The sequence below is a fragment of the Phaeobacter sp. NW0010-22 genome (assembly GCF_040365955.1).
Classification (GTDB): Bacteria; Pseudomonadota; Alphaproteobacteria; order Rhodobacterales; family Rhodobacteraceae; genus OMPR01.
Genome location: NZ_BAABWT010000003.1, coordinates 69,029 through 91,216, shown reverse-complemented (window position 1 = coordinate 91,216; position 22,188 = coordinate 69,029). Strand labels below are relative to the sequence as shown.

At 54.1% G+C, this 22,188-nt stretch carries 15 protein-coding genes; 9 read left to right on the top strand and 6 right to left on the bottom strand.

The window, feature by feature from the left end; all coding sequences use genetic code 11:
* The first annotated feature begins 256 nt into the window (after positions 1-256).
* A complete protein-coding gene (locus tag ABWV33_RS07295; protein ID WP_502930903.1) occupies positions 257-2,617 on the top strand; it encodes a mechanosensitive ion channel family protein in 2,361 nt (786 codons plus the stop codon).
* Between the two features lie 194 nt (positions 2,618-2,811).
* On the opposite strand, the gene ABWV33_RS07290 is transcribed toward ABWV33_RS07295, so the two are convergent.
* Genes ABWV33_RS07290 through ABWV33_RS07275 form a run of 4 tightly spaced genes read right to left on the bottom strand, consistent with a single transcriptional unit; the run spans position 2,812 to position 8,688 of the window.
* The gene (locus ABWV33_RS07290) at positions 2,812-3,966 is read right to left on the bottom strand and encodes an ABC transporter permease (RefSeq protein ID WP_113825228.1); all 1,155 of its coding nucleotides are present in this window, start codon (positions 3,964-3,966) and stop codon (positions 2,812-2,814) included.
* Positions 3,963-4,991 carry an ABC transporter permease gene (locus tag ABWV33_RS07285; protein WP_121998472.1) on the bottom strand — a complete coding sequence of 343 codons (1,029 nt, stop codon included), beginning with the start codon at positions 4,989-4,991 and terminating at the stop codon, positions 3,963-3,965. Before ABWV33_RS07285 ends, ABWV33_RS07290 begins: the two co-directional genes overlap by 4 nt.
* A gap of 15 nt (positions 4,992-5,006) precedes the next feature.
* Positions 5,007-6,923 carry an ABC transporter substrate-binding protein gene (locus ABWV33_RS07280; RefSeq protein WP_353329741.1) on the bottom strand — a complete coding sequence of 639 codons (1,917 nt, stop codon included), beginning with the start codon at positions 6,921-6,923 and terminating at the stop codon, positions 5,007-5,009.
* Complete coding sequence (locus tag ABWV33_RS07275) at positions 6,916-8,688, bottom strand: ABC transporter ATP-binding protein (RefSeq protein WP_353329739.1); 1,773 nt, start codon at positions 8,686-8,688, stop codon at positions 6,916-6,918. The genes ABWV33_RS07280 and ABWV33_RS07275 overlap by 8 nt, the downstream gene beginning before the upstream one ends.
* Positions 8,689-8,916: 228 nt before the next feature.
* Here ABWV33_RS07275 and ABWV33_RS07270 point away from each other — a divergent pair, with 228 nt between their 5' ends.
* From ABWV33_RS07270 to ABWV33_RS07260, 3 genes are all read left to right on the top strand, one after another.
* Positions 8,917-9,414 (top strand): class I SAM-dependent methyltransferase, encoded by a 498-nt coding sequence (locus ABWV33_RS07270; RefSeq protein WP_164618061.1) that lies wholly within the window; start codon positions 8,917-8,919, stop codon positions 9,412-9,414.
* A 78-nt stretch (positions 9,415-9,492) separates the two neighbouring features.
* Positions 9,493-10,647: an acetate/propionate family kinase gene (locus ABWV33_RS07265; protein ID WP_353329737.1), complete on the top strand. Its 1,155-nt coding sequence runs from the start codon at positions 9,493-9,495 to the stop codon at positions 10,645-10,647.
* A gap of 91 nt (positions 10,648-10,738) precedes the next feature.
* Positions 10,739-11,368: a glutathione S-transferase gene (locus ABWV33_RS07260; protein ID WP_113825216.1), complete on the top strand. Its 630-nt coding sequence runs from the start codon at positions 10,739-10,741 to the stop codon at positions 11,366-11,368.
* Positions 11,369-11,371: 3 nt separating this feature from the next.
* Here ABWV33_RS07260 and ABWV33_RS07255 read toward each other — a convergent pair whose 3' ends face one another.
* The gene (locus ABWV33_RS07255; RefSeq protein WP_353329735.1) at positions 11,372-11,977 is read right to left on the bottom strand and encodes a M23 family metallopeptidase; all 606 of its coding nucleotides are present in this window, start codon (positions 11,975-11,977) and stop codon (positions 11,372-11,374) included.
* A 152-nt stretch (positions 11,978-12,129) separates the two neighbouring features.
* Here ABWV33_RS07255 and ABWV33_RS07250 point away from each other — a divergent pair, with 152 nt between their 5' ends.
* The 4 genes from ABWV33_RS07250 to ABWV33_RS07235 are packed head-to-tail and all read left to right on the top strand — an operon-like array spanning position 12,130 to position 18,029.
* The gene (locus ABWV33_RS07250; RefSeq protein ID WP_353329733.1) at positions 12,130-14,532 is read left to right on the top strand and encodes a GcvT family protein; all 2,403 of its coding nucleotides are present in this window, start codon (positions 12,130-12,132) and stop codon (positions 14,530-14,532) included.
* Positions 14,529-16,046: a trimethylamine methyltransferase family protein gene (locus tag ABWV33_RS07245; protein ID WP_353329731.1), complete on the top strand. Its 1,518-nt coding sequence runs from the start codon at positions 14,529-14,531 to the stop codon at positions 16,044-16,046. Before ABWV33_RS07250 ends, ABWV33_RS07245 begins: the two co-directional genes overlap by 4 nt.
* Before the next feature lie 10 nt (positions 16,047-16,056).
* Entirely contained in the window at positions 16,057-16,728 is a 672-nt protein-coding gene (locus tag ABWV33_RS07240; protein ID WP_113825208.1) for a TetR/AcrR family transcriptional regulator, read from the top strand.
* On the top strand, positions 16,725-18,029 hold the full coding sequence (locus ABWV33_RS07235; RefSeq protein WP_353329729.1) for an NAD(P)/FAD-dependent oxidoreductase: 1,305 nt from the start codon (positions 16,725-16,727) through the stop codon (positions 18,027-18,029). The genes ABWV33_RS07240 and ABWV33_RS07235 overlap by 4 nt, the downstream gene beginning before the upstream one ends.
* On the opposite strand, the gene ABWV33_RS07230 is transcribed toward ABWV33_RS07235, so the two are convergent.
* Positions 18,026-21,424: an indolepyruvate ferredoxin oxidoreductase family protein gene (locus ABWV33_RS07230; RefSeq protein WP_353329727.1), complete on the bottom strand. Its 3,399-nt coding sequence runs from the start codon at positions 21,422-21,424 to the stop codon at positions 18,026-18,028. The genes ABWV33_RS07235 and ABWV33_RS07230 overlap by 4 nt on opposite strands.
* A 144-nt stretch (positions 21,425-21,568) precedes the next feature.
* On the opposite strand from ABWV33_RS07230, the gene ABWV33_RS07225 reads away from it, so the two are divergent.
* Positions 21,569-22,027, top strand: a complete 459-nt coding sequence (locus ABWV33_RS07225) for an Lrp/AsnC family transcriptional regulator (RefSeq protein ID WP_353329725.1) — start codon at positions 21,569-21,571, stop codon at positions 22,025-22,027.
* Positions 22,028-22,188: the final 161 nt, after the last annotated feature.

The window sequence follows — 22,188 nt, the reverse complement described above, 5'->3', positions numbered from 1 at the left end:
GCTTCGGTATTGTTATGTCCGTGGCCAAGTTGTCGTCGTCGTCTCAGATCGTTTCACCATGAATTTTCAAGGCATCTATTGTAACTCTAGTATTGAAATTGGACCCGTTTGAAAACACGATTTTGACAGATGCGGCGAGAGGGCAGAGTGGGCCATGTGCTACACTCGCGAAATTGTGGTAGCGGGTTGTTTGAACCAACCGGGTACCTCCTGTAAGTTTCGACGATCTTTAAAGAATGAAAGCCTGCTGTACATGATGCAACTTCTTTTACGCGCTGTTCTGACACTCGGGGTGCTGTTGATGTCTTTTGCATCCAGTGCAGAGGCTCAATCGGCATTGATTCCCGGCTATGGGGCGAAAACAGCAGAGACAGCTACCACTTCCGAAGGGGATTTAGCCACCGCAATACGTGAGGCAACAGAAGCGGGTGCAAGTGTCATCGTCATTGATAGCACTGGAAAATTGGTGTCGGCAGAGACCAAGGCAAGTGGCGAAAACGCCGCTGATCCCAAAGATCCAATGGGCGATGCGTCTCAATTGATGCGGGCGCAATCTGAATTCGACGAATTCGTCAAAGCGCTTAATTCCCGATTGCAGGCGCTGCCTTATTCGATTTTCGAAGTTCAGTACATTCTGCGACAGACCAGTCCCGATGGGGAAATCACAACCTATCTTTGGGTATTTGTGGTTAATATTGTTTTGCTTTTGATCGGTCGTTGGCTGTCGGTTGAAATCTACGGCAAGCGTGTTGCGCGAAAATATGTGGTGTCGCGGATTATGGAAAACCCGGTGGGATACCGGGATAAGATGCCGTTTCTCGTACTTCGCTTTGTTATTGGTATCGGTGGTACGCTGTTTGCGATGCTTTTTGCAGCAATCATTGGGCGTGCTATTTTCGGCACTGCCGAGGATGTATCGATCCAATTTACGGTCACTGCAATTTTCACCGGCTTTTTCTTAGCGCGCACCGTTTCGGATCTTTGGCGCATGGTACTGTCACCGTTCCTCAGCCAATACAGGTTGCCCCCGTTCACCGACAAGGAAGCAAAACGGATATACATTTGGGCCTCTGTGCTGGCGACCTATGATATTTCTGCGGTCTTGTTTGCGACCTGGGTCGCTGATTTCGGCCTGAACTACAATGTCTATGCGATGGTGTACGGAGTGTTGACTGCTGTTGGCGTGTTGGGGAACTGCCTGATGGTTGTGTTCAACGCCCGAGCCATTTCGTCGGCCATCCGTGGCGGGCAGACCCCGGAACAAGTGTCCTGGATTCTGCGGTTTGTGTCTTATGCTTGGGCCCCTGCTGTCATCGCTTACGTTGGCTTTAGCTGGTTTTCGTTGGCGCTTGATCTGGTGCTTGAGAACCCGACACCGATCCCGCTGGTGGTGGGGACTTATGGTATCTTCATGTCGGTCGTGGTGGCCTATGGTGCACTGAACTATCTGCTCGAGCGCTATTTTGATCGCACTCGCAAAGTGCAGCTGATCAATGAAGAGCTCGCGCTGGCTGAAGCCGAAGAAACCGAGCATCGCAAGCCCGCGCCCGTGCATAATGGCTACATCAATACCTTTGAAGATTTAGCCCGACGCGTTGCAGGTATATTGGCCTTTGTGGTCGGGGCTTATGCATTGTTGGCGATCCTCAATCCGGATGTGGAGTGGGCTGAGGATCTGCCATTTGAGCGCGCGCTGGATGTGATGGTAATTGTGTTCATCGGCTATATTGTGTTTCATTTCTTTCGCATCTGGATCGATAGCAAGATTGCAGAAGAGACCGACGATGTAGAAGAGGGCGAGTTGGGCGACGAAGGGGGCGGCACAAGTGCAAGCCGTTTGGCGACGCTGTTGCCGTTGTTCCGTGGTGCCATTCTGGCCGTGGTCGTCGTATCGATTGTTCTGATTGCTTTGATGGAAATGGGGATAAATGTCAGCCCTCTGTTCGCGGGTGCTGGTGTGGTCGGTCTGGCTGTTGGTTTTGGCTCGCAAACCCTGGTCAGGGACATTTTCTCGGGTGCGTTTTTCCTTTTGGATGATGCGTTCCGGAAAGGGGAGTATATCGACATCGGAGATGTGAAAGGGACCGTTGAAAAGATCTCGGTCCGGTCTTTCCAGTTGCGCCACCACCTTGGGGCGTTGAACACGATCCCGTTTGGCGAAATCAAAGTGTTGACCAACTTTTCCCGTGATTGGGTGATTATGAAACTGCCGCTCCGCGTGACCTATGATACGGATGTGGAAAAGGTTCGAAAGTTGATCAAGAACCTTGGCAAAGAACTGCTGCATGACCCAGTGATCGGTGAAAACTTCATTCAACCACTCAAATCGCAGGGTGTTATTGAAATGCAGGACTCAGCGATGATCATCCGAGTCAAGTTCATGACCAAACCCGGGGATCAATGGTTGGTTCGAAAGCGCGTGTATCAAGACATTCGCGAGCTGTTTGCTCAAGAAGGTATCCACTTTGCTCACCGCGAAGTGACGGTCCGATTGGCGGATGGAAAGAAAGAAGCTGACTTGACGCCCCAGCAGCGGGAAGCTGTCACAGGTGCTGCGCAGGCGGCAATCGACGAAGACTATTTGGACGATATTGGCCCCGGTGGCAGCCACGACTGATACTGTATGATCTAGTTTTCGGGGGGCCCCGCCCCTTCGGAGCGCCTCTGAAAGGGCACTTCTTAGGGTTGGGTGTAGCCTCGCTGCGCTCGGGAGGCCGCTCCGATTTGAGGTGTCGGAAAAACAAAGGGGAGGCCGCTGTGCGTGGCCTCCCCTTTTCGTTTCTATCTGTGCGAAAATATCAATCTTGCGCCTTACTGCTGATATGGGTCCAGACTGTCGCGCAGGCCATCGCCGAGGAAATTGAATGCCAGAACGATGACGATAATCGGGAGCATCGGGATGGCGGTCCAAGGGTAGATCTCGATCGAGGCGAGGTTCTGTGCGTCATTGAGCATGACACCCCAACTTACAGCAGGTGCGCGCAGGCCAAGACCAAGGAAGCTAAGCGCGGTTTCTCCAAGGATCATCGCAGGAATCGATAGGGTGGCAGACGCGATCAGGTGGCTCATAAAGTTCGGCAAGAGGTGTTTGCGGATCACCCGGCCTGAGCTCGCACCCATCATTTCGGCCGCGCGTACATATTCTTCTTCGCGAAGCGAAAGGAATTTGGCGCGTACCGCACGGGCGAGACCGGGCCAGTCTAGAATACCAAGAATAACTGAGATGATAAAAAACACGGAAACCGGGCCCCAGTTGGATGGGACTGCAGCAGAAAGAGCCAGCCAGAGCGGCAATTCAGGCAGGGACCGCAGGATTTCAATGATCCGGTTGATAAACCAATCCAACTTACCGCCAAAATAACCCGCCATGGAGCCAAGGATGATACCAAGGAAGAACGAGACAGAGATCCCGATCAGACCCACTGTCAGTGACAGCTGAGCCCCATACATGATGCGGCTGAATACATCGCGCCCTAGACGGTCAGACCCCCACAGAAACAGTGTCGCGCCTTCGGGGGCGCAGAACAGGTGCGTGTCGCTAGGGATCAGGCCGGCGAGGTTGTATTCGCCTGCCTCGCAAAAGAAACGAATAGGTAACGGGGTGTCCGTGTCCGGCACAAACTTCCACTGAAACGTCTCAAGATCAGCTTCGGCAGTGATTGGGTAGATGAAAGGCCCGACAAATTCACCTTCGTGGAACCATTGCACTGACTGGGGTGGGGCATACAGGTGATCTGATTGACGCTCGTTTGGGGTGTATGGCGACAAAAAGCCGGCAAACGGCAACATCAAATAGCAGAGCAACAAGAAGATGCCGGATATCAGGCCCAATTTGTGAGTTTTGAATTTCCGCCAAATCAAAATCCAATTTGGCGCATCCAAATCGCGGCGCTCAAGCTGCTGAATAGAAGCTTGAGGGTCATACGGGGCGTCGTCGACATAGCGACCGTCGGGAAGATGGGTCATGTCTCACGTCCTTCGTAGCGAATGCGTGGGTCAAGCAAGACCAACAGAACATCAGAAATCATAGTGCCCATCAGCGTTAGCAGCGCCACAAACATCAGAACAAAGGCTGACAGAAATTGGTCTTGGGTTTTAAGGGCCGTGAGCAAAGTTGGCCCAATCGTCTGGAGACCAAGAACAACCGACACTAGAACAGACCCGGACACCATAGATGGCAGAAGGTTCCCGATGTCAGCAACAAACGGGTTGAAGGCCATACGCAGGGGGTATTTCGTCAACATGCGCGACGGCGCCATGCCTTTGGCAATTGCTGTTTCAACATAAGGTTTTCCAAGCTCATCGAGCAGGTTCGCGCGCAAGCGTTGCATCATGGCAGCGGCGCCCGAAGTCCCGATCACAAAGGTGGGTACGATCAGGTGGATCAGGATTGAGTTCATCTTTTCAAACGTCATCGGTTCGCCTTCGAACCGAGGATCCATCAGACCACCAATCGGCAGATCAAAGTATTTGTGCCCATAGTAGAACATGATCAGCGCGAGCAGAAAGTTTGGTGTAGCAAGGCCCAGATAACCGACAAATGCAGAGGTATAGTCGACCCATGTTCGCGAGCGCGCGGCGGCGAGAACTCCCAAGGGCAAGGCAATCATATAGACGAAGAGAACCGCTGCGACATTGACTAAGACCGTAAGCCAAAGGCTCTCACCGACAATTTCCGCCACCGGTCGATCAAATTCAAAGGACCATCCAAAGTCGCCTTGTAGCAGGCCGGAAAACCCCTGTGGTCCGGGAATGAAGCCAATCCAGATCAGGTATTGTTGGTAAAGTGGACGATCCAACGCGTATTCTTTTCGCAGAAACTCGGCCTTGGCGACGCCCGCTGATTGACCCGATGCGCGCAGTTCAGCGATCTGGTTGCTCAGATAATCGCCGGGCGGTAGGTTGATGATGACAAAAACTAGCGCCGACACGACCAGCAGCGTCAGCAGCATGGTCATGAAGCGATAGATCGCGTAGCGCAGTATGCTCATGTCTCGCGGTCCTCGTTAGTCGGCAACAAAAAATTCGTCGGGGCGGTGAATCCCGAAATGTGCACCGGGTTCCCAAGCCCAGAGAGCCTTTTGCGGGACATTGCGCATCCGGCTCGAAACAACAATTGGCTGCGGTGCTTCTGCGAGCATTCCAATGCCAAACAGCTGATCCGCATGAATTGCCAGCATCTCACGCCAAGCGGTTTCGCGCTCCGCATCGGTGGTCGCGTTTTCCCAAATCTTCAGTAGCTCTAACAAGCGCTGAGCTTCTGGAACATCGGGGGCTTCACCGGCGGCACCATTGGTTTGAAAGTGCTGTCCCCATTTGGGCCATGCGAGAAAAACTTGGTCTGTTGGGGCCAGGTAGCCGGGCGAGGTATAGGATTGTGGAATTCCGTTATCCCACCCAAACCAGACCGAGGCCATTGAATTTCCAGAATAAACACGGTTGCGCAGGATGTCGCGGTCCAAAGGGCGCATGACCAGTTTCACACCAATATCGCGCCAGGTGTCCGTCACGATTTGAAGCGCGTTTTCGACTTCTTGGCGTTCGCCGGCGGTTTCAATCACGACTTCCATAGGGCGCCCATCAGGCAGCAATCGAATCCCGTTGGCATTTCGTTTAGTCAACCCGGCTTCATCCAACAGAGCATTGGCCGCCTTTGGATCATAGGCAGCCCACGCATCCCGGTTTTCCTGCTCAAAAAACGGAGAGGTCGGCAACACCGTCATAGACCCCGGCTTGGCCAATTTGAAATAGAGTGCTTTGTTGATGGTGTCGCGATCGATCCCCAAAGACAGTGCGCGCCGAACACGGACGTCGCGCAAAACCTCGCGCCACACGTCATCGGCAAAGTTCAGGTTTGGATAAATCGCAATCTGTGATGCAACGCCGGTTTGCCAAAGACGGGTTTTGTAATCGCCATCCGCCTCACCCTTTTTTAGAATAGACACGTCGCGGAAATCAAGGCCGCGTCCCTGAAGATCGGATTGACCTGCATTGGATTTTGCCGCGACTAAACCTGGTGCGACGATTTCCATTTGGACAATGTCGATATAGGGCAACTGAACACCATTGGTGTCGACACGGTGATAGTAAGGGTTACGTACAAAGTTATGGCGAATTTTCTTACCTGAACTCGCATTTAACCAAGGCTGCAATGTGGGGAGCTCGTGATTGTCGAACTTGTACATATTATCGCGTTTGTTGTGCAAAGCGGCCCAGCTTTTGACGCGGGTGTCTTCGACTTCTTCCGCCAGTTGCGCAGGATCCGCATAATCCCCGTGATACTGCTTTAGAAACTCAGACGGGCGATAGATGAAAGGGGGTCGCGCTTGCGCCAGCGACTGTAAAAAGTTCGGGTTGGGCTTGGACCAAGAATAAACCACTGTCAGAGGGTCTGGGAATGATACTTCGGGCAGTTCACCCCCAACACGCAGGAAATCAGGTGGACCTGATGGGCTGAGCATTTCGTGATTGGTGACATCCTTCCACCAATATTCGAAATCAGCGGAGGTAAACGGAGATCCGTCTGACCATTTATGCCCCTCACGCAGTCTTAGCGTGAAGGTCTTGTTGTCTTCGTTTTCAAAGGAGGCAAGAAGGTCTGGAACGAGTTGATAGTTTTCATCGTAAATTACCAGACGGGCATAGCCATAGACAACCATCTGGCGGATGTCCTTCGAGCGGGTGACCATGGTGTTGAGCGTTCCGCCGGGGGTCCCAAGCTCGCGACCACGTGCTTCGAGGTCAACAATAATAGGTTGATCAGGAATTCGTTCCTGAACCGGGGGAAGGTCGCCAGCATCAACTTCAGCTTGCCAAAAGGTACTTTCCTGCAGTGGTGGAATGCCCTCCGCCCATGCTGGAGAGAGTGCGCTCAGCAACAGCGAGGCCGCAAGCGAAAGGGATTTGCGGGATGTCTCAAACATGGCGACGCACCTTATGACCAGGTTCCAATTCGATAAGCGAGGGTATCACGGTGTCAGAGAAGCGAAAGGCTTCGCTCCAATTATCCGGAGAGCCGGCCCCTTGAGCAACCAGTTTAAGGTCGATGGGGCGATCGATATCCGGTTCCGGCTGCGCCGCGATCAGCGCTTTGGTGTAGGGATGTTGGGGGTTATAAAAAAGTGTTTCTGGCGGTGCCTGTTCAATCACAAGACCTTGTCGCATGACCGCGACTTCGTCTGCGATTCGCGCAACCACTGCCAAATCATGTGAAATGAACAGATAGCTGAGGTTCAGGCGTTCCTGAATCTCTTCAAGCAGCGTTAGAATTTGTTCTTGGACAGATACGTCCAGTGCCGACGTCGGTTCATCACACACCAGCAGTGAGGGGTCCAACATCATAGCGCGTGCAATGGACAGGCGCTGACGTTGGCCGCCAGAAAAGGCGTGTGGAAACCGTTTTAGCATGTCCGAATTCAGCCCAACCCGTTGCAGCATTTCTGCTGCTTTGTCACGCTGTTCAGAAGTTGACCCGATTTTATGGATCTCAAGTGGCTCGGTCATCGCATCTAAAACCCGCATGCGAGGGCTGAGTGAACTGTAGGGATCCTGAAAGACCATTTGCGCTTCGCGTTGAAACGCGGTGCGTGCAGCACGTGTCATTTGATGAACAGCGATCTGTTGCTCGTCCCCGGATGGCCGAAACAGCACTTCGCCACCGGGGTCTGGCAATTCGGCGCCAAGCGCAATCCGGGCCGCGGTAGTTTTGCCTGATCCACTTTCCCCTACGATGGCCAGCGTTTTACCACGTGCGAGTTTCAGATCGACGCCCCGACATGCGTGAATTTTGACTTCGGGCTTCCAAGCCGACCCAGCGCGCATCGTATAGGTTTTTGAGACGTTCTTCATCTCGAGGATCAGATCATCGCCCGGCATAGGCAGGCCAACGGCAGCCCGATCCGGGATGGCGGGGGCAGCGTCGAACAGTTGTTGCGTATAAGGATGAGCAGGTGCGCGCAGTACGTCAGCGGCAGAGCCGCTTTCCATCACGCGGCCTTTGTGCATGACGACGACCTTTTCGGCCATATTCGCCACAACGCCCAAATCATGGGTCACCAGGATCAGCGCCATGCCGATTTCCTGTTGCAACTCTTTGATTAGCCCCAAAACCTGCGCTTGTGTGGTGACATCCAATGCGGTGGTGGGTTCGTCAGCAATCAATAGATCAGGTTTGGACACCATAGCCATGGCGATCATAGCGCGCTGGCGCATCCCACCCGACAATTCAAAGGGATAAGATCCGTAGGCACGTTCAGGGTCCGGAAACCCAACGCGATCAAACGTTTGCAGAACTTCTCGCTTGGCTTCTTTTTCCGACATCCCGCGATGAAGCCACAACACTTCGCTGACCTGATTGCCAATTTTGTGCAGTGGTGACAGCGAACGCATCGGTTCCTGAAAGATCATCGAAACCCGATCGCCGCGAATATCTCGCATTTTGCGTTCGCTGAGTTCTGTAAGGGTTAAAGGAGCCTCACCCCCATTCAGGGTGATCCGACCAGTGGCAATGCGTGCGATGCGTGGCAGAATGCGCAAAACCGCCCGGCAGGTAACGGTTTTACCCGAACCAGATTCGCCAACCAAAGCCAGCGTTTCACCGGGCGCTACCTCAAAATTTACGTTCTGGACGACCGGCTCGGCATCCCCAAACCCAATGCTCAGATTCTCGACAGACAACAAAGGGGTCATTCAGGTGATCCACCCGATTGGCCAAAACGCGACATTATATTTCAATACCCCCTAATCTTTGTACGTTACCATCGCTTGGACAGACCCGACTCGTCAAACACGATTTTGGGACTAAACGTCACGAAACAGGGAGAATTACATTAACTGTGGCTACACAAGCGCACTGGGATTTGGCATGACAGGCATATTCGCGGCCATACCGGCCGTCGTCGCAAAGGAGAGTTTGCCATGAGCCAAGACATCAGCCGACTAGATCTGTTCATTGATCGCATGGTGTCTCAGCGTGCCAGTCTGGATTTCGCCATAGCGCAAACAGCTGACATGACTGGGCCGGTTTTTGAACTTGGCCTGGGGAATGGGCGCACTTATCACCACATGCGCCAGCGTATTTCTGGCCGTGATATTTTCGTGTTTGAGCGCGCTGTGGCATCGCATCCTGATTCGACGCCTGCCGATGAAATGCTGATTCTGGGTGATGTGCGCGAAACACTGCCTGCTTCTGTGGAACGCTTTGGCCCAACGGCCAGTTTGATTCATGCGGATCTGGGCGGTCATAACCGGGAAAAGAACGATGTGTTTGCCCGGTTTGTGTCTCCGTTGATTGAACCACTGTTGGCCGAGGGCGGTCTTATGGTGTCCAGTGACCGGATGTATTTCGAAACCCTTACAGAATTGCCGTTGCCCGAGGGTGTGGTCGAAGGCCGTTGCTTTATCTATCGACGTTAAAGGCTGCGGTACCCGCGCCAGTGTCATACCCCTGTCGCCGGTCCTACGTACAATCTGGGCAAGCAAAAGAGGTGTATTATGAGCGGAATTCTTACGCTGAACGCGGGCAGTTCTTCGATCAAATTCGGTGTCTATTTGGCTGCACACGAGCCAGAGCTTTTGCAGCTGGGGCAGGTGGAAAACCTCGGTCCGGTGGCGCGGTTGATACTGGACGCGACGGACAGTTCGGAAGAGCAAGTGATCGAGATTGGACCAGCCGATCATGCCGCTGGGGTTCGTGCGATTCTAAAAGCGATAATTCCGGTCTTGAAGGGACTCCCGGTTTCAGGGGTCGGTCATCGCATTGTTCATGGCGGAAAAACTTTTGTTGGCCCGGTGGAGTTGACCGAAGAGGTGTTGCGCCAGCTCGAGGCGTTTGTTCCGCTTGCCCCTTTGCATCAACCTCACAACATTGCGGCAGTGCGCGCCGCCCAAGACGCCTTTCCAGAGGCGCCGCAAATCGGGTGTTTTGATACTTCGTTCCATCAAGGGCATCCGTTTGTAAACGATGCCTTTGCGCTGCCACGCCGGTTTTATGAAAAAGGTGTTCGTCGATACGGATTCCACGGATTGTCCTATGACTATGTCACAGGCAAGTTGCAGAACGACTATCCTGAGCTTGCCAAAGGGCGGGTTGTGATTGCGCACCTCGGCAATGGGGCGTCGATGTGTGCCGTGAAAGATGGGCAAAGCATCGGGTCAACTATGGGGTTTTCTGCCCTTGATGGCCTGCCGATGGGCACCCGCTGTGGTCAGCTGGATCCGGGGGTTTTGCTCTACCTGATGGAGCAGGGCCACGGGGTCGAGGCGATTACCCATATTCTGTACAAGAAAAGCGGATTGCTGGGGCTGTCTGAGATCAGCCATGACATGCGAACGCTGCTAGCCAGCGAAGATCCGCGAGCCAAAGAAGCGATTGATTACTATGTTTTCCGCATTCGACGAGAGCTGGGCGCTATGGCGGCCATTCTGGGTGGATTGGATGCCTTGGTGTTCTGTGGCGGTATTGGCGAACACGCCGCACCGATACGGGCACAGGTTCTGGACGGAATGGAGTTCTTGGGTCTTGTGCTGAATGTTGAGGCCAACGATAGCAGCTCTGGGGTTATTAGTGAGGGCGATACGCCCGTTTTGGTGATCCCCACGGACGAAGAGCGGGTGATCGCACGCGCGCTTTGTGCAGCTTTGTCCTGACTTGTCTGCCGCAGGGTCACAAACTGCGGGGCTGGTGGCACTGGCCTCGGGCTGTCTATCGTAGCGTCATCGCAACGTAAGAGAGACAAGCATGCTGTTCTACGACTGTTCTACCGCCCCCAATCCGCGCCGCGCCCGGATGTTCATTGCAGAAAAAGGGATCGTGATCGAAACCAAAGATATCTCGATCGCAAAGGGGGAGCAGTTGGATGCAAGGTTCATGGCGGTAAATCCACGTGCAACCGTACCGGTTCTGGTCACGGACGAAGGAACAGTTCTGACGGAAAACCTTGGCATTGCTGCTTATCTCGAAGCTCAGTTCCCGGAACCTCCATTGATGGGGCGAACCTCTGACGAAAAGGGGTTGGTGCTAATGTGGAATTCAATAGCCGAACAGCAGGGTGGCCTGCCGATCGCTGAGGCTTTGCGCAATTCTAATCCAGCCTTCAAGGACCGTGCAATTCCGGGGCCTGTAAATTATCCCCAATTGCCTGAGCTCGCCGTCCGAGGGACTGATCGTGCACGCAAGTTCTTTGATGTGCTCGAAGAGCGTCTGCAAGAAAGTCCGTTCGTGGCTTGTGATCATTTTACGCTGGCTGACATCTCAACCTTTGTGTTCTTGGATTTTGCTCGCGTTATCAAGATGCGCATTCCCGAGGGCCATAGCGCAACGCAAGCCTGGTATGATGCCATTCAAGCGCGCCCCAGCGCGCAGTTGTAAGAGTTACTTGCAAACCACCGGATACGTCGTGCGAAAGGGCGTATCCGGGTAGCGTTTGTTTTTGTCGAAACATGTGACACGGCCAATGCCATCCATCCAAACCAAGTGCGGATCGTAGTAGATCTCTCCTTTGGTCTTAGACAGACGCATTGTTTCAAAGTGTAGATGCACCAGAACCCCCAAAGCGCCAGTATCGCCCATTGTTCCGATTTGTTGACCGCGCTGAACAACGTCCCCAACGTTGACCATCCGTTTGTCGAGATGTTTGTGCACTGTGTACAATTCATCGCCTTCGGGTGATCGGCCATGGTCGATGACGACTCGGTTGCCATAGATCGGTTCCGAGTAGCTTTTGATAACGCGCCCAGGTGCTGACGCCAGGATCAGAGTGCCACGCTTCCCCCAGATATCGATACCTTGATGAACCTTGTCTTCATCTGAGCGGAATTGTTCAGAAATATAGGGTGCGTTTGCGGGCATTATGACTTTGATTTCACGGTCGCTGTGGATTTCATGGTCGTAAAAGTCTGCGGTGCCGTATTTTTCGACACCAAAACAACCAGCTACGAAAATCTGGAATGCGGATACCCATAAAAATCGGGGAGCCATCGGGTCCTCCTAAATAATGAGGCGGTGCTTGGAGCGTACCAAGCCTCCGGCAACGAGGCAAATAAGGGCGTGCTTAGTAATGTACAGAATTGTCTAGACAGATGTGAACAGTGCGCCTAGCGTGCCAAACAACATGTTCCGGGGAGGGTCGGATGAAATCTCATTATCGTGTTGTGGTTATTGGCGGGGGCGTTGTTGGCGCTTCGGTTCTGTATCATTTGGCCAAAATGGGCTGGAAAGATGTGTGCCTGATAGAGCGGTCCGTGCTGACCGCCGGGTCCAGTTGGCACGCGGCAGGCGGTATTCATGCGTTGAACGCAGACCCCAACATTGCGGCACTGCAGGCCTATACAATCGATCTGCTGCCAGAAATCGAAAAAGAGAGCGGCCAGAACATTGGTCTGCATATGACCGGTGGCCTGACGATGGCCGGCACCCCAGATCGGTGGGAATGGTTGCAATCCGCCTACCGGGTGTTCCAATCCATCGGGATTGAAGACTGCCGACTGGTCACCCCAGAAGAGGCCGGAGAGTTGAACCCTATCATGTCGACCAAGGGCATGTTGGGGGGCATGTGGGCCGATCGCGAAGGCTATGTCGACACTACTGGAACCGTTCATGCCTATGCGGGTGCTGCCAAAAAACATGGCGCGACAGTGGTTGAGCACAATCAGGTTCTGGAATTGCATCAGACAGCGGACGGGTGGCAGGTCGTAACTGAAAAAGGCACGGTCACCTGCGAGCATGTCGTAAACGCAGGCGGGCTTTGGGCCAAGCAACTGGGTCGAATGGCCGGGGTTGAGCTACCAGTTTCACCGCTCAAACATCACTATTTGGTCTCGGATACGATTCCTGCATTGGAGAAATTGGATTTCGAGGTGCCCATGACCGTGGACCTCGAAGGCTTCACCTATATGCGGCAGGATCAAAAGGGGCTGTTGCTGGGGATTTATGAGGTCGATCATGAACATTGGGCCATGGATGGTGCCCCTTGGAATTATGGAATGGAGCTGTTTCAGGAAGACACGGACCGGATCGAAAAAGAGCTCACGCTTGGGTTCGAACGCTATCCAGATTTGCAAAACGTGGGCGTGAAAACATGGGTCAACGGGGCGTTCACGTTTTCACCAGATGGTAATCCACTGGTTGGACCTGTGCCGGGCAAGCGCGGGTATTGGACCGCCTGCGCGGTGATGGCCGGGTTTTTGCAGGGCGGCGGTGTCGGCAAATCGCTGGCAGAATGGATGATCTATGGAGAACCAGAAGCGGATGTCTATGGTATGGATGTTGCGCGATACGGCGATTTTGCGCAGAACAAACGCTATATCCGCGAAACGACGGGTCAATTTTATTCGCGTCGGTTCGTTATGACCTATCCTAACGAACAATTGCCAGCAGGGCGCCCTTTGAAAATGGCACCGGCGCATGACGCGATGACGGTTGCGGGGTGCAAATGGGGCACTAGCTGGGATCTTGAGGTGCCATTGTATTTTGCCCCGCAAGGGTTTGAAGAGAGGCCCTCTCTTAAGAGATCCAATGCGTTTGATATCGTCGCCGAAGAATGTCGTGTGATCCGCAATGGTGTTGGCCTGTTGGACATCACCGGATTTTCCCGGTTCGAGGTTAGCGGAGAAAATGCCAAAGGGTGGCTGGATGAGATTATGGCCAGCAAACTCCCCGGGCCGCGGCGTGCGAAACTGGCCCCGATGTTGAGCGAAGGTGGCAAGCTCAAAGGGGATCTGACCGTTCTCAATTGGGGGGATGGAACGTGGTGGATCATGGGCAGCTATTATCTGCGCGCCTGGCATATGCGATGGTTCAACGACCATATGCAGGACGGTGTAACGGTTCGGGATCTGGGCGAAGAGATTTGCGGGTTTGGTCTGGTTGGACCGAAATCACAACAGGTGATCGAAAAGCTGGCAGAACAGGATATTTCGCACCTCAAATTCATGGGATGTGGGGAGTTCGATATTGGCATGATCCGCACCAAAGTGGCCCGTATGTCTGTAACCGGTGAAAAAGGGTACGAAATTAACTGTCGGTACGGGGATCACATTGCCCTACGTCGCATGTTGTTAGAGGCCGGGGCAGGTGAGGGGATCCGCGAATGTGGGTTCAACGCAATGCTGTCGACACGGTTGGAAAAATCGTTTGGCATTTGGTCCACTGAATTCACCCAAGGCTATACCCCGGGCATGACCGGAATGGACCGGTGGATCGATTGGGATAAGGACTTTGTTGGAAAATCAGCCGCAGTGGCAGAACGCGATGGTAATGGCCCGGCACAGATCCAGGTCACGCTGGAAATTGACGCAACGGATGCGGATGCCAGCGGGTATGAACCTGTATGGGCGGGCGACGAAAAGGTTGGCTTTGTGACCTCGGGCGGGTTTGGCCATAGCACAGGGAAATCTCTTGCGATGGCCTTGGTGAACCGGGACCAAGCGGGCGAGGGTGCAGAGTTGACTGTGCACGTAGTTGGCACTGAGCGTACGGCGACCGTTATTGCACCATCTCCTTATGACCCTCAGGGTAAAGCGATGCGAGCATGAGCAGGCGGGGACGTCGCGCCCGTACAGGTGCACCAGCAGAGCAGCGCAAGGTGGATTATCACAACCTGCGGAATCCCTTTCCTCCGATGAATGCCTTTAGCGAGGACCGGATCGAGGCGTTGCACCAGGCCTCCCTCACAGTGTTGGAAGAGATCGGCATCAAGGTCCTGTTGCCCGAAGCGCGCGCGCTATTCAAAGCAGGTGGTGCCCGGGTCGATGATGAAATGGTATTCATCGGGCGGGATATGGTCGAGGCAGCAGTCGCGTCGGCACCCAAATCCATACCGATCCGGGGTGCGGTACGTGCGCGCGATATCACGCTAGAGTTGGGAAATCTTGTGTTTCAGCCGGGGGCGGGGGCGCCCCATGCGACGGATTTGGAGCGGGGCAGGCGGCCCGGCAGCCTCAGCGATTTTCGTGAGATGGTACAGCTCACGCAGCATTTTGATGTGCTGCAGATGGTGCCACCTTTGGTCGAAGCCCAAGACATTCCTATGCACTTGCGTCATTACGCGATGACCCAGACGGTACTGACGCAAAGCGATAAGGTGCCGTTTATCTATTCGCGCGGGACACCGCAGGTAATGGACGGATTCGAGATGATCCGCGACTTTCGCGGCACCTCGGATGATGAATTTCACGCCACACCGCATTGCTACACGATCATCAACACCAACTCACCGCGGGTGATTGATATGCCAATGGCGCAGGGATTGATCGACTTCGCACGCGCTGGACAGGTGTCGATCATTACACCGTTTACGTTGATGGGGGCGATGGCACCGATTACGGTGGCCGGGGCGATGACTTTGTCCCACGCCGAGGCGTTGGCCGCGATCACCCTGACACAGCTTGCCAAATCCGGGGCACCAACGTGTTACGGTACTTTTACCAGCAATGTGGATATGAAATCCGGCGCGCCCGCTTTTGGTACACCGGAGCATTTCACCGCTTCGCTGGTAGCGGGACAACTGGCGCGCCGTCTTGGGTTGCCTTGGCGTTGTGCCGGGGGAAGTGCAGCCAACATTAACGATGCTCAGGCCGCCAATGAAAGCCAGTTTGGTCTTTGGGGGTGTCTGATGGCCGGGGCTTCGGTGGTGATCCATTCGGCTGGGTGGCTTGAGGGTGGTCTGACCGTGTCCTACGAAAAGATCATAACAGATCTGGAGGTGTTGCAGATGGTGGCCGAGCTGTGTGCTGGTACACCTGCAACTGATGCTGATATCGCACTGGATGCGTTGCGAGAAGTACAGCCGTCGGGGCACTTCTTTGGCGCGAGTCACACGATGGAGCGCTATCAGACCCAGTTTTATGAACCCTTGGTTGGGGACTGGTCCAACTTTGGCACATGGACAGAGCGCGGGGCGGTGGATGCTGACAATCGCGCGACAGGTATCTGGCGAAACATCGTGGATAATTTCGAAGCCCCGTCACATGATCCGGACAGGATCGATGGACTGCGGGATTTCATAGCACGGCGCACCGAACAGGGCGGTGCGGCGCCAGAGAGTTGAGAGTGTGAAGATGAATACGAAACCAGTTCTGCACCGGGATGACCCCAAGGCCGAGCCGCTGACCGGAAATATCAAGGTTACGCGTGACGATTGGTTGAATGTGGCGATGGATGTGTTGATTTCTGATGGGGTGGATCAGGTCAAGGTGCTGAACCTTGCAGCACGTATGGCTGTGTCGCGGTCTTCGTTCTATTGGTATTTCAAATCACGTCAGGAACTGTTGGATGCGCTGCTTGCGCGGTGGCAGGCGACGAACACTGCGGCGTTGATCCAACAATCCGAAACGGAGGCGGAGACGATTACTGCGGCGGTGTGCAACGTGCATCGCTGTGTGGTTAATCCGCGTTTGTTCGATACTGCTTTGGATTTCGCAGTGCGTGATTGGGCGCGCAGATCTGGCAAGGTTCGGCGCATTCTGGATCAATCCGATGCGCGCCGAACCGAGGCACTGACCGCGATGTTCGCAAGGTTTGGATACGCCCAGATCGAGGCGGTCACCCGGGCGCGTGTGCTCTACTATATGCAGATTGGATATGATTTGGCGCAGTTGAATGAGCCTGTTGAATTCCGTCTCCAATTGTTGCCGCACTATTTGCTGGTGTTTACCGGAGTCGAAGCGCAACCCGCTGAGATTGAAGAATTTGGTACCTATGCCAAAAGCTTTTGGGAGGAGAGCATATGAGTAAGCCTGACGCGATAATCATTGGGACTGGCGTGATCGGGGCTGCCATTGCGTTTGAGATGTCCAAGGCAGGGTGGAAAACACTGTCTTTGGATCGGAATAAGCAGGTCGGTCATGGATCAACAGCGGGTTCCTGTGCGATTATTCGAATGCACTATTCGACTTTTGATGGCACTGTTTTTGCGTGGGAAGGGTATCATTATTGGCGTGATTGGGCTGCATATCTGGGGCTGCCAGCAGATGCCAACTTGGCGAAGTTCAAACAGACCGGTTGCTTGGTGATGAAAACCGAAGCCAACGGGTTTATGAAAAATCACATGGACAACAGTGCGGCGTTGGGCTGCGAATATGAAGAGTGGAGCCGGGAGAAGATCCAAGAGCGGTTACCAATCTATGCAATGGAGAGTTTTGCACCGGCAAAGCGTTTAGAAGACCCTGAATTTGGTCAACCTAATGGGGCCCAGATGAGCGGTGCGGTGTTTTGGCCTCAAGCGGGCTATGTCACCGACCCGGCGCTGAGTGCGCAAAATCTGATGGATGCGGCACGTCAACATGGTGCCCAAGTGCGCACCGGGGCAGAGGTTTCTGAAATTCTGCAGGCTGACGGTCGCGTCTCCGGCGTGAAGCTGACAAGTGGTGAAGAGATCACGGCGTCAGTCGTCATCAACGTGGCGGGCCCCGGATCGGCGCAGATCAATACAATGGCTGGGGTTTTGGAAGATATGACAATTCAGACGCGCCCCCTTCGTCAGGAAGTGGTACATGTGCCAGCCCCAGAAGGGTTTGATTTTGAAGAGCAAGGCACGATCATTTCAGATAGCGATATCGCGCTTTATGCACGCCCTGAACACGGCAATCATATTTTGATCGGATCAGAAGACCCAGAATGTGATCCCCATCAGTGGTGCGAAACAGACATCGATTATAACCCTGATTTCACGGACCAGTGGACGACACAGGCGATGCGGTATGCGCAGCGCGTGCCGAGTTTGGGCATACCGTCTAAAACGCGGGGTGTTGTTGATCTTTATGATGCATCGACGGATTGGATCCCGATCTATGACAAGTCCAGTTTGCCGGGGTATTATATGGCGTGCGGCACCAGTGGGAACCAATATAAGAACGCACCAATAGCAGGGAAGATGATGACCGCTTTGATCAACTATTGCGAAGGTGGGGCAGATCACGACACCACACCCTTGCAATTTGACCTACCGTATATCGGGCGCAGCATCGACGTTGGGTTCTATTCCCGCAAACGCCCGATAAATGAAGAAAGCAGCTTTTCTGTTCTGGGTTAAGTCAAGGTCGCCTGCGCTGCGTCACGGGCGGCTATGATCGCCGTTTCACGCACGGGTCCATAGCCTCGGATGTCATCCGCGACAGATAGGGCTGTGGTCCACTTTGCATTGGTCTTTGTGTCGTAGTCCTTGCCTGCTTGATCTAACAGATCTTCGTACCAGCGCAGCGTGTCGCGATGCATCCGGGCTTCGCTGTGAAACCCAAAGGGATTCAGGGCGGTGCCGCGCAAGGATTTCGCCTTGCTCAGCGCACCAAGTACTGGGCGAAGCCATGTGCCAAAGGCACGTTTCATCGGGCGTCCTCGGGTGTCTTTTCCGGTGTTCAGCAAGGGGGGCGCCATGTGATATTTGACAGTGAAGTCGCCTTCGAACTGCTCTGACAACTCTGATGCAAATGCATCTGCAGTCATCAACCGCGCGACCTCGAACTCATCTTTGTAGGCCATCAACTTGAACAAATTGCGCGCGGCGATCCACGTAAGGTCGTCTGATGTGTTGGTCCGCAAGGTCGTGATACGATCACTAAACTGCTGCGCATAGGTTGCGTCTTGATACTCAGTCAGAAACGTAACACGACGGGCAATCATCTGCTCTAGCGTCTCTTCTGTCGTCACGGGATCTGTAAAGCCCTGCAAACGCGTTGGATCGACGGCCAAAGCCCGACCCACAGCAAAAGCTAGACGGTTCTTTTCAATCGCAACACCGTTCAACAGAATTGCTTGGTTCAACGCAAGACCGGATACAGGAACCAGCCCCTTTTGCCATGCAAACCCCAACATCATCACGTTGGCGAACACGGCATCCCCCAACAGCGTTTCTGCTGCTGCATTTGCATCGAAACCTGCGACGTGGTCAGGGCCGACAACGTGTCCGATTTCAGCCTCTCGGGCATCGACTTTTAGCTGTGCATCACGACGCAATACCAAGTCCCCAGTAGGCATTTCAGCGCGATTCAACACGACCTTGGTGCCCTTGCGATAATGAACCGACGCCTTGGGCGCCGAGCTGACGACGATGTCACAGCCAATTACCGCATCTGCAGCGCTGTGATCAATGCGGACTTGGTTCAAGGTTTCGGGGGACGTGCTTAGGCGGATATAGCTTAGGACAGTCCCAAATTTCTGGGCAAACCCGGTGAAGTCCAGCACCGAGGATCCTTTGCCCTCAAGATGCGCGGCCATTGTGATCAATGCGCCAACGGTGACAACGCCCGTGCCGCCCACCCCTGTGACTAACAGGTCAAAGGGCTCCGTGAGTGGTGGAAACTCAGGGGTGGGCAGTCCGGCCTCGACGGTTTCGATGTCCAGCTGTACAGCGCGCTTGCGTCGTTTGCCCCCTTCGATGGTGACAAAGCTGGGACAGAATCCGTTCAGGCATGAGAAGTCTTTGTTACAAGAGCTAAGGTTGATTTTGCGCTTGCGCCCCAATGGGGTTTCACGCGGTTCGACGCTCAGGCAGTTGCTTTCTAACGAACAATCTCCGCAGCCTTCGCAGACTAGATCGTTAATATAGGCAAAGCGATTTGGGTCTTCGAGTGTGCCCCGTTTGCGGCGACGGCGTTTTTCAGTTGCGCAGGTCTGTTCGTAGATCAGAACCGTAACACCCGGAATATCGCGCAGCTCGCGTTGGACGGTATCCAATTCGGTGCGATCATGAAACGAGGTGTCAGCAGGGAAATGACTTTTGCTGAATTTGCTCACGTCGTCTGAGACTAAGGCGATGCGATCCACGCCTTCGGCACGGCAGGTTTGGGCAATTCCGGTGACACTGACCGGGCCATCCACCGGTTGGCCGCCCGTCATTGCAACGGCGTCGTTGTAGAGGATCTTGTAGGTGATGTTGGTCTTGGCGGCGACCGCCTGACGGATCGCCAAACTGCCGGAATGGTACCACGTCCCCTCGCCAAGGTTTTGAAAGATGTGTTTGCCACCGTTGAATTTGGAGGCCACGACGTGCGGAACACCTTCGCCGCCCATCTGGGCATAGCCAACGGTTTCGCGATCCATCCAACTGGCCATTACATGGCACCCGATGCCGCTGGCTGCGGTCGACCCCTCGGGGACTTTGGTCGATGAATTATGCGGGCAGCCTGAGCAAAAATAAGGAGTGCGGTTGGCACCTGCGACATTGATCAACTGTGGGGGCGTGTCGGTCAGAGCCTTGGCTTTTTCTGGCAGGCGTTGTTCGGGAAAAAACGCATCCAGTCGCGCCGCCACTATAGGGGCCAATATCAGGGGGCTCAGCTCACCTGTCCACGGGATCAGGGGTTCGCCATGGCTGTCGTACTTGCCAACCATTTTGTGGGGTTTGTCGCCGGGCCAGTCATAAAAGTATTCTTTGAACTGGGATTCAATGATGCCGCGTTTTTCTTCAACCACCAGCACCTCGGCCTTGCCTTTTACAAAGCGCAAGGCATTGCGGCGCGCCAGCGGCCAGACCATGCCAACCTTGTAGATGTCGATGCCCAGGTCCCGACATTTCGCTTCGTCCAGACCCAGCAAGCGTAATGCTTCCATCAGATCAAGATGACCCTTGCCGGTGGTGACAAAACCGAATTTAGCTTTGTCCAGATCATAGACACGCTTGTCGATTGGGTTGGCCTCTGCGAAGGCCCGCACGGCGCGCAACTTGTGTTGCATGCGAATTTCGATCTCGGGGCTGGGCAAATCGGCCGAGCGGACGTGCAGGCCGCCGGCGGGCAAATCAATCTGGGGTAATGTAAAGGTGCGATCCGGGCGCAGATCAACGGATCGGGCGCTTTCCACAGTTTCGCTGACAGCTTTGAACCCAACCCAAGTGCCCGAAAAACGGGATAAGGCCAGACCGTATTCACCATATTCCAGATATTCCGCGACTGAGGCGGGATTCAGGGTCGGCATAAACCACGACATAAACGCCACATCCGATTGGTGCGGCATGGATGAGCTGACACAGCCATGATCATCGCCAGCGACAACCAGCACCCCGCCCTTGGGGGCGGAGCCATAGGCGTTTCCGTGTTTTAGTGCGTCGCCTGAACGGTCCACGCCCGGACCCTTGCCGTACCACATGGCAAACACACCTTCGTGCTCGCAATGGGGATCAAGTGTTGCCTGTTGCGCGCCTAGAACGGCAGTGGCGCCCAGGTCTTCGTTGACGGCAGGCATGAATGTGATGTTGTCTTTTTCGATCCGATCTTTGGCTCGCCAAAGTTCCAGATCCAAAGCCCCGAGCGGTGATCCGCGATACCCCGAAATGAACCCTGCAGTGTTCAGTCCAGCCTCACGATCTCGTCTGGCTTGATCCATCATGATTCGCGCCAAGGCCTGCGTTCCGGTCAAGAAGACCCGACCATCCGTGTTCTGGTACCGGTCTTCCAGTTGATATGTACGGAAATCCGGAGTTGGGCGGGTCATGGCGGGGATCCTGTGTTTGTTCCTGGCTGAGAACGAGAGAATAAACCAGCTAGCCTGAAGAATTGTGTCGAATGCCGTGGATTTTTTGGCTAATTCGGGTAAAGTGACCAATATTTACCTTATTGTGGAGGTTTTGTCCGATCCATGCAGCTAGATGACCGCGATCTCCGCATTTTGACGTACCTGCAGAAAGACAGCCAACTTTCTAACGCAGATTTAGCCGATCAGGTTGGCATGTCTGCATCGGCCCTGTGGCGTCGCGTGCGCAGTCTGGAAGAGGCAGGTGTGATTGAACGCTATGGCGCTGTCGTGAACCCGACCAAGATGGGGTTGGGGTTCGAGGCGATTGTGCACGTGCATTTGACTCGGCATGACCCGGACAAAATTGTGGAATTCATTCGCGCTCTTGATACTAGCCCAGAGGTGCAGGAATGTTATGCAACGACAGGGCAGGCTGATTATCACCTGCGCGTCCTGTGTCGTGATTTGGCAGAATATAACCAGTTTTTGGAGGCGTTTCTCTTTCGGCTCCCTGCCGTTGCGAGCGCGCAAACTAATGTTGTTCTGCGCACCTTAAAACGGAATCGTCCTGTCAGTTTGTAGGTTCGAGCTCCTGCTCTGTTGTTTCTGAGTTGGCGACAGAGTTTGTATTTTTCACAATTTGGCTTATCATTTGCCAAGTTTTTTCGCTTTCCTCAGTGTTCAAAATGATTTTGCTTGAGCACGCCAAGGGGGGAGCAGAACATAGTTAACGTTGTTATTTT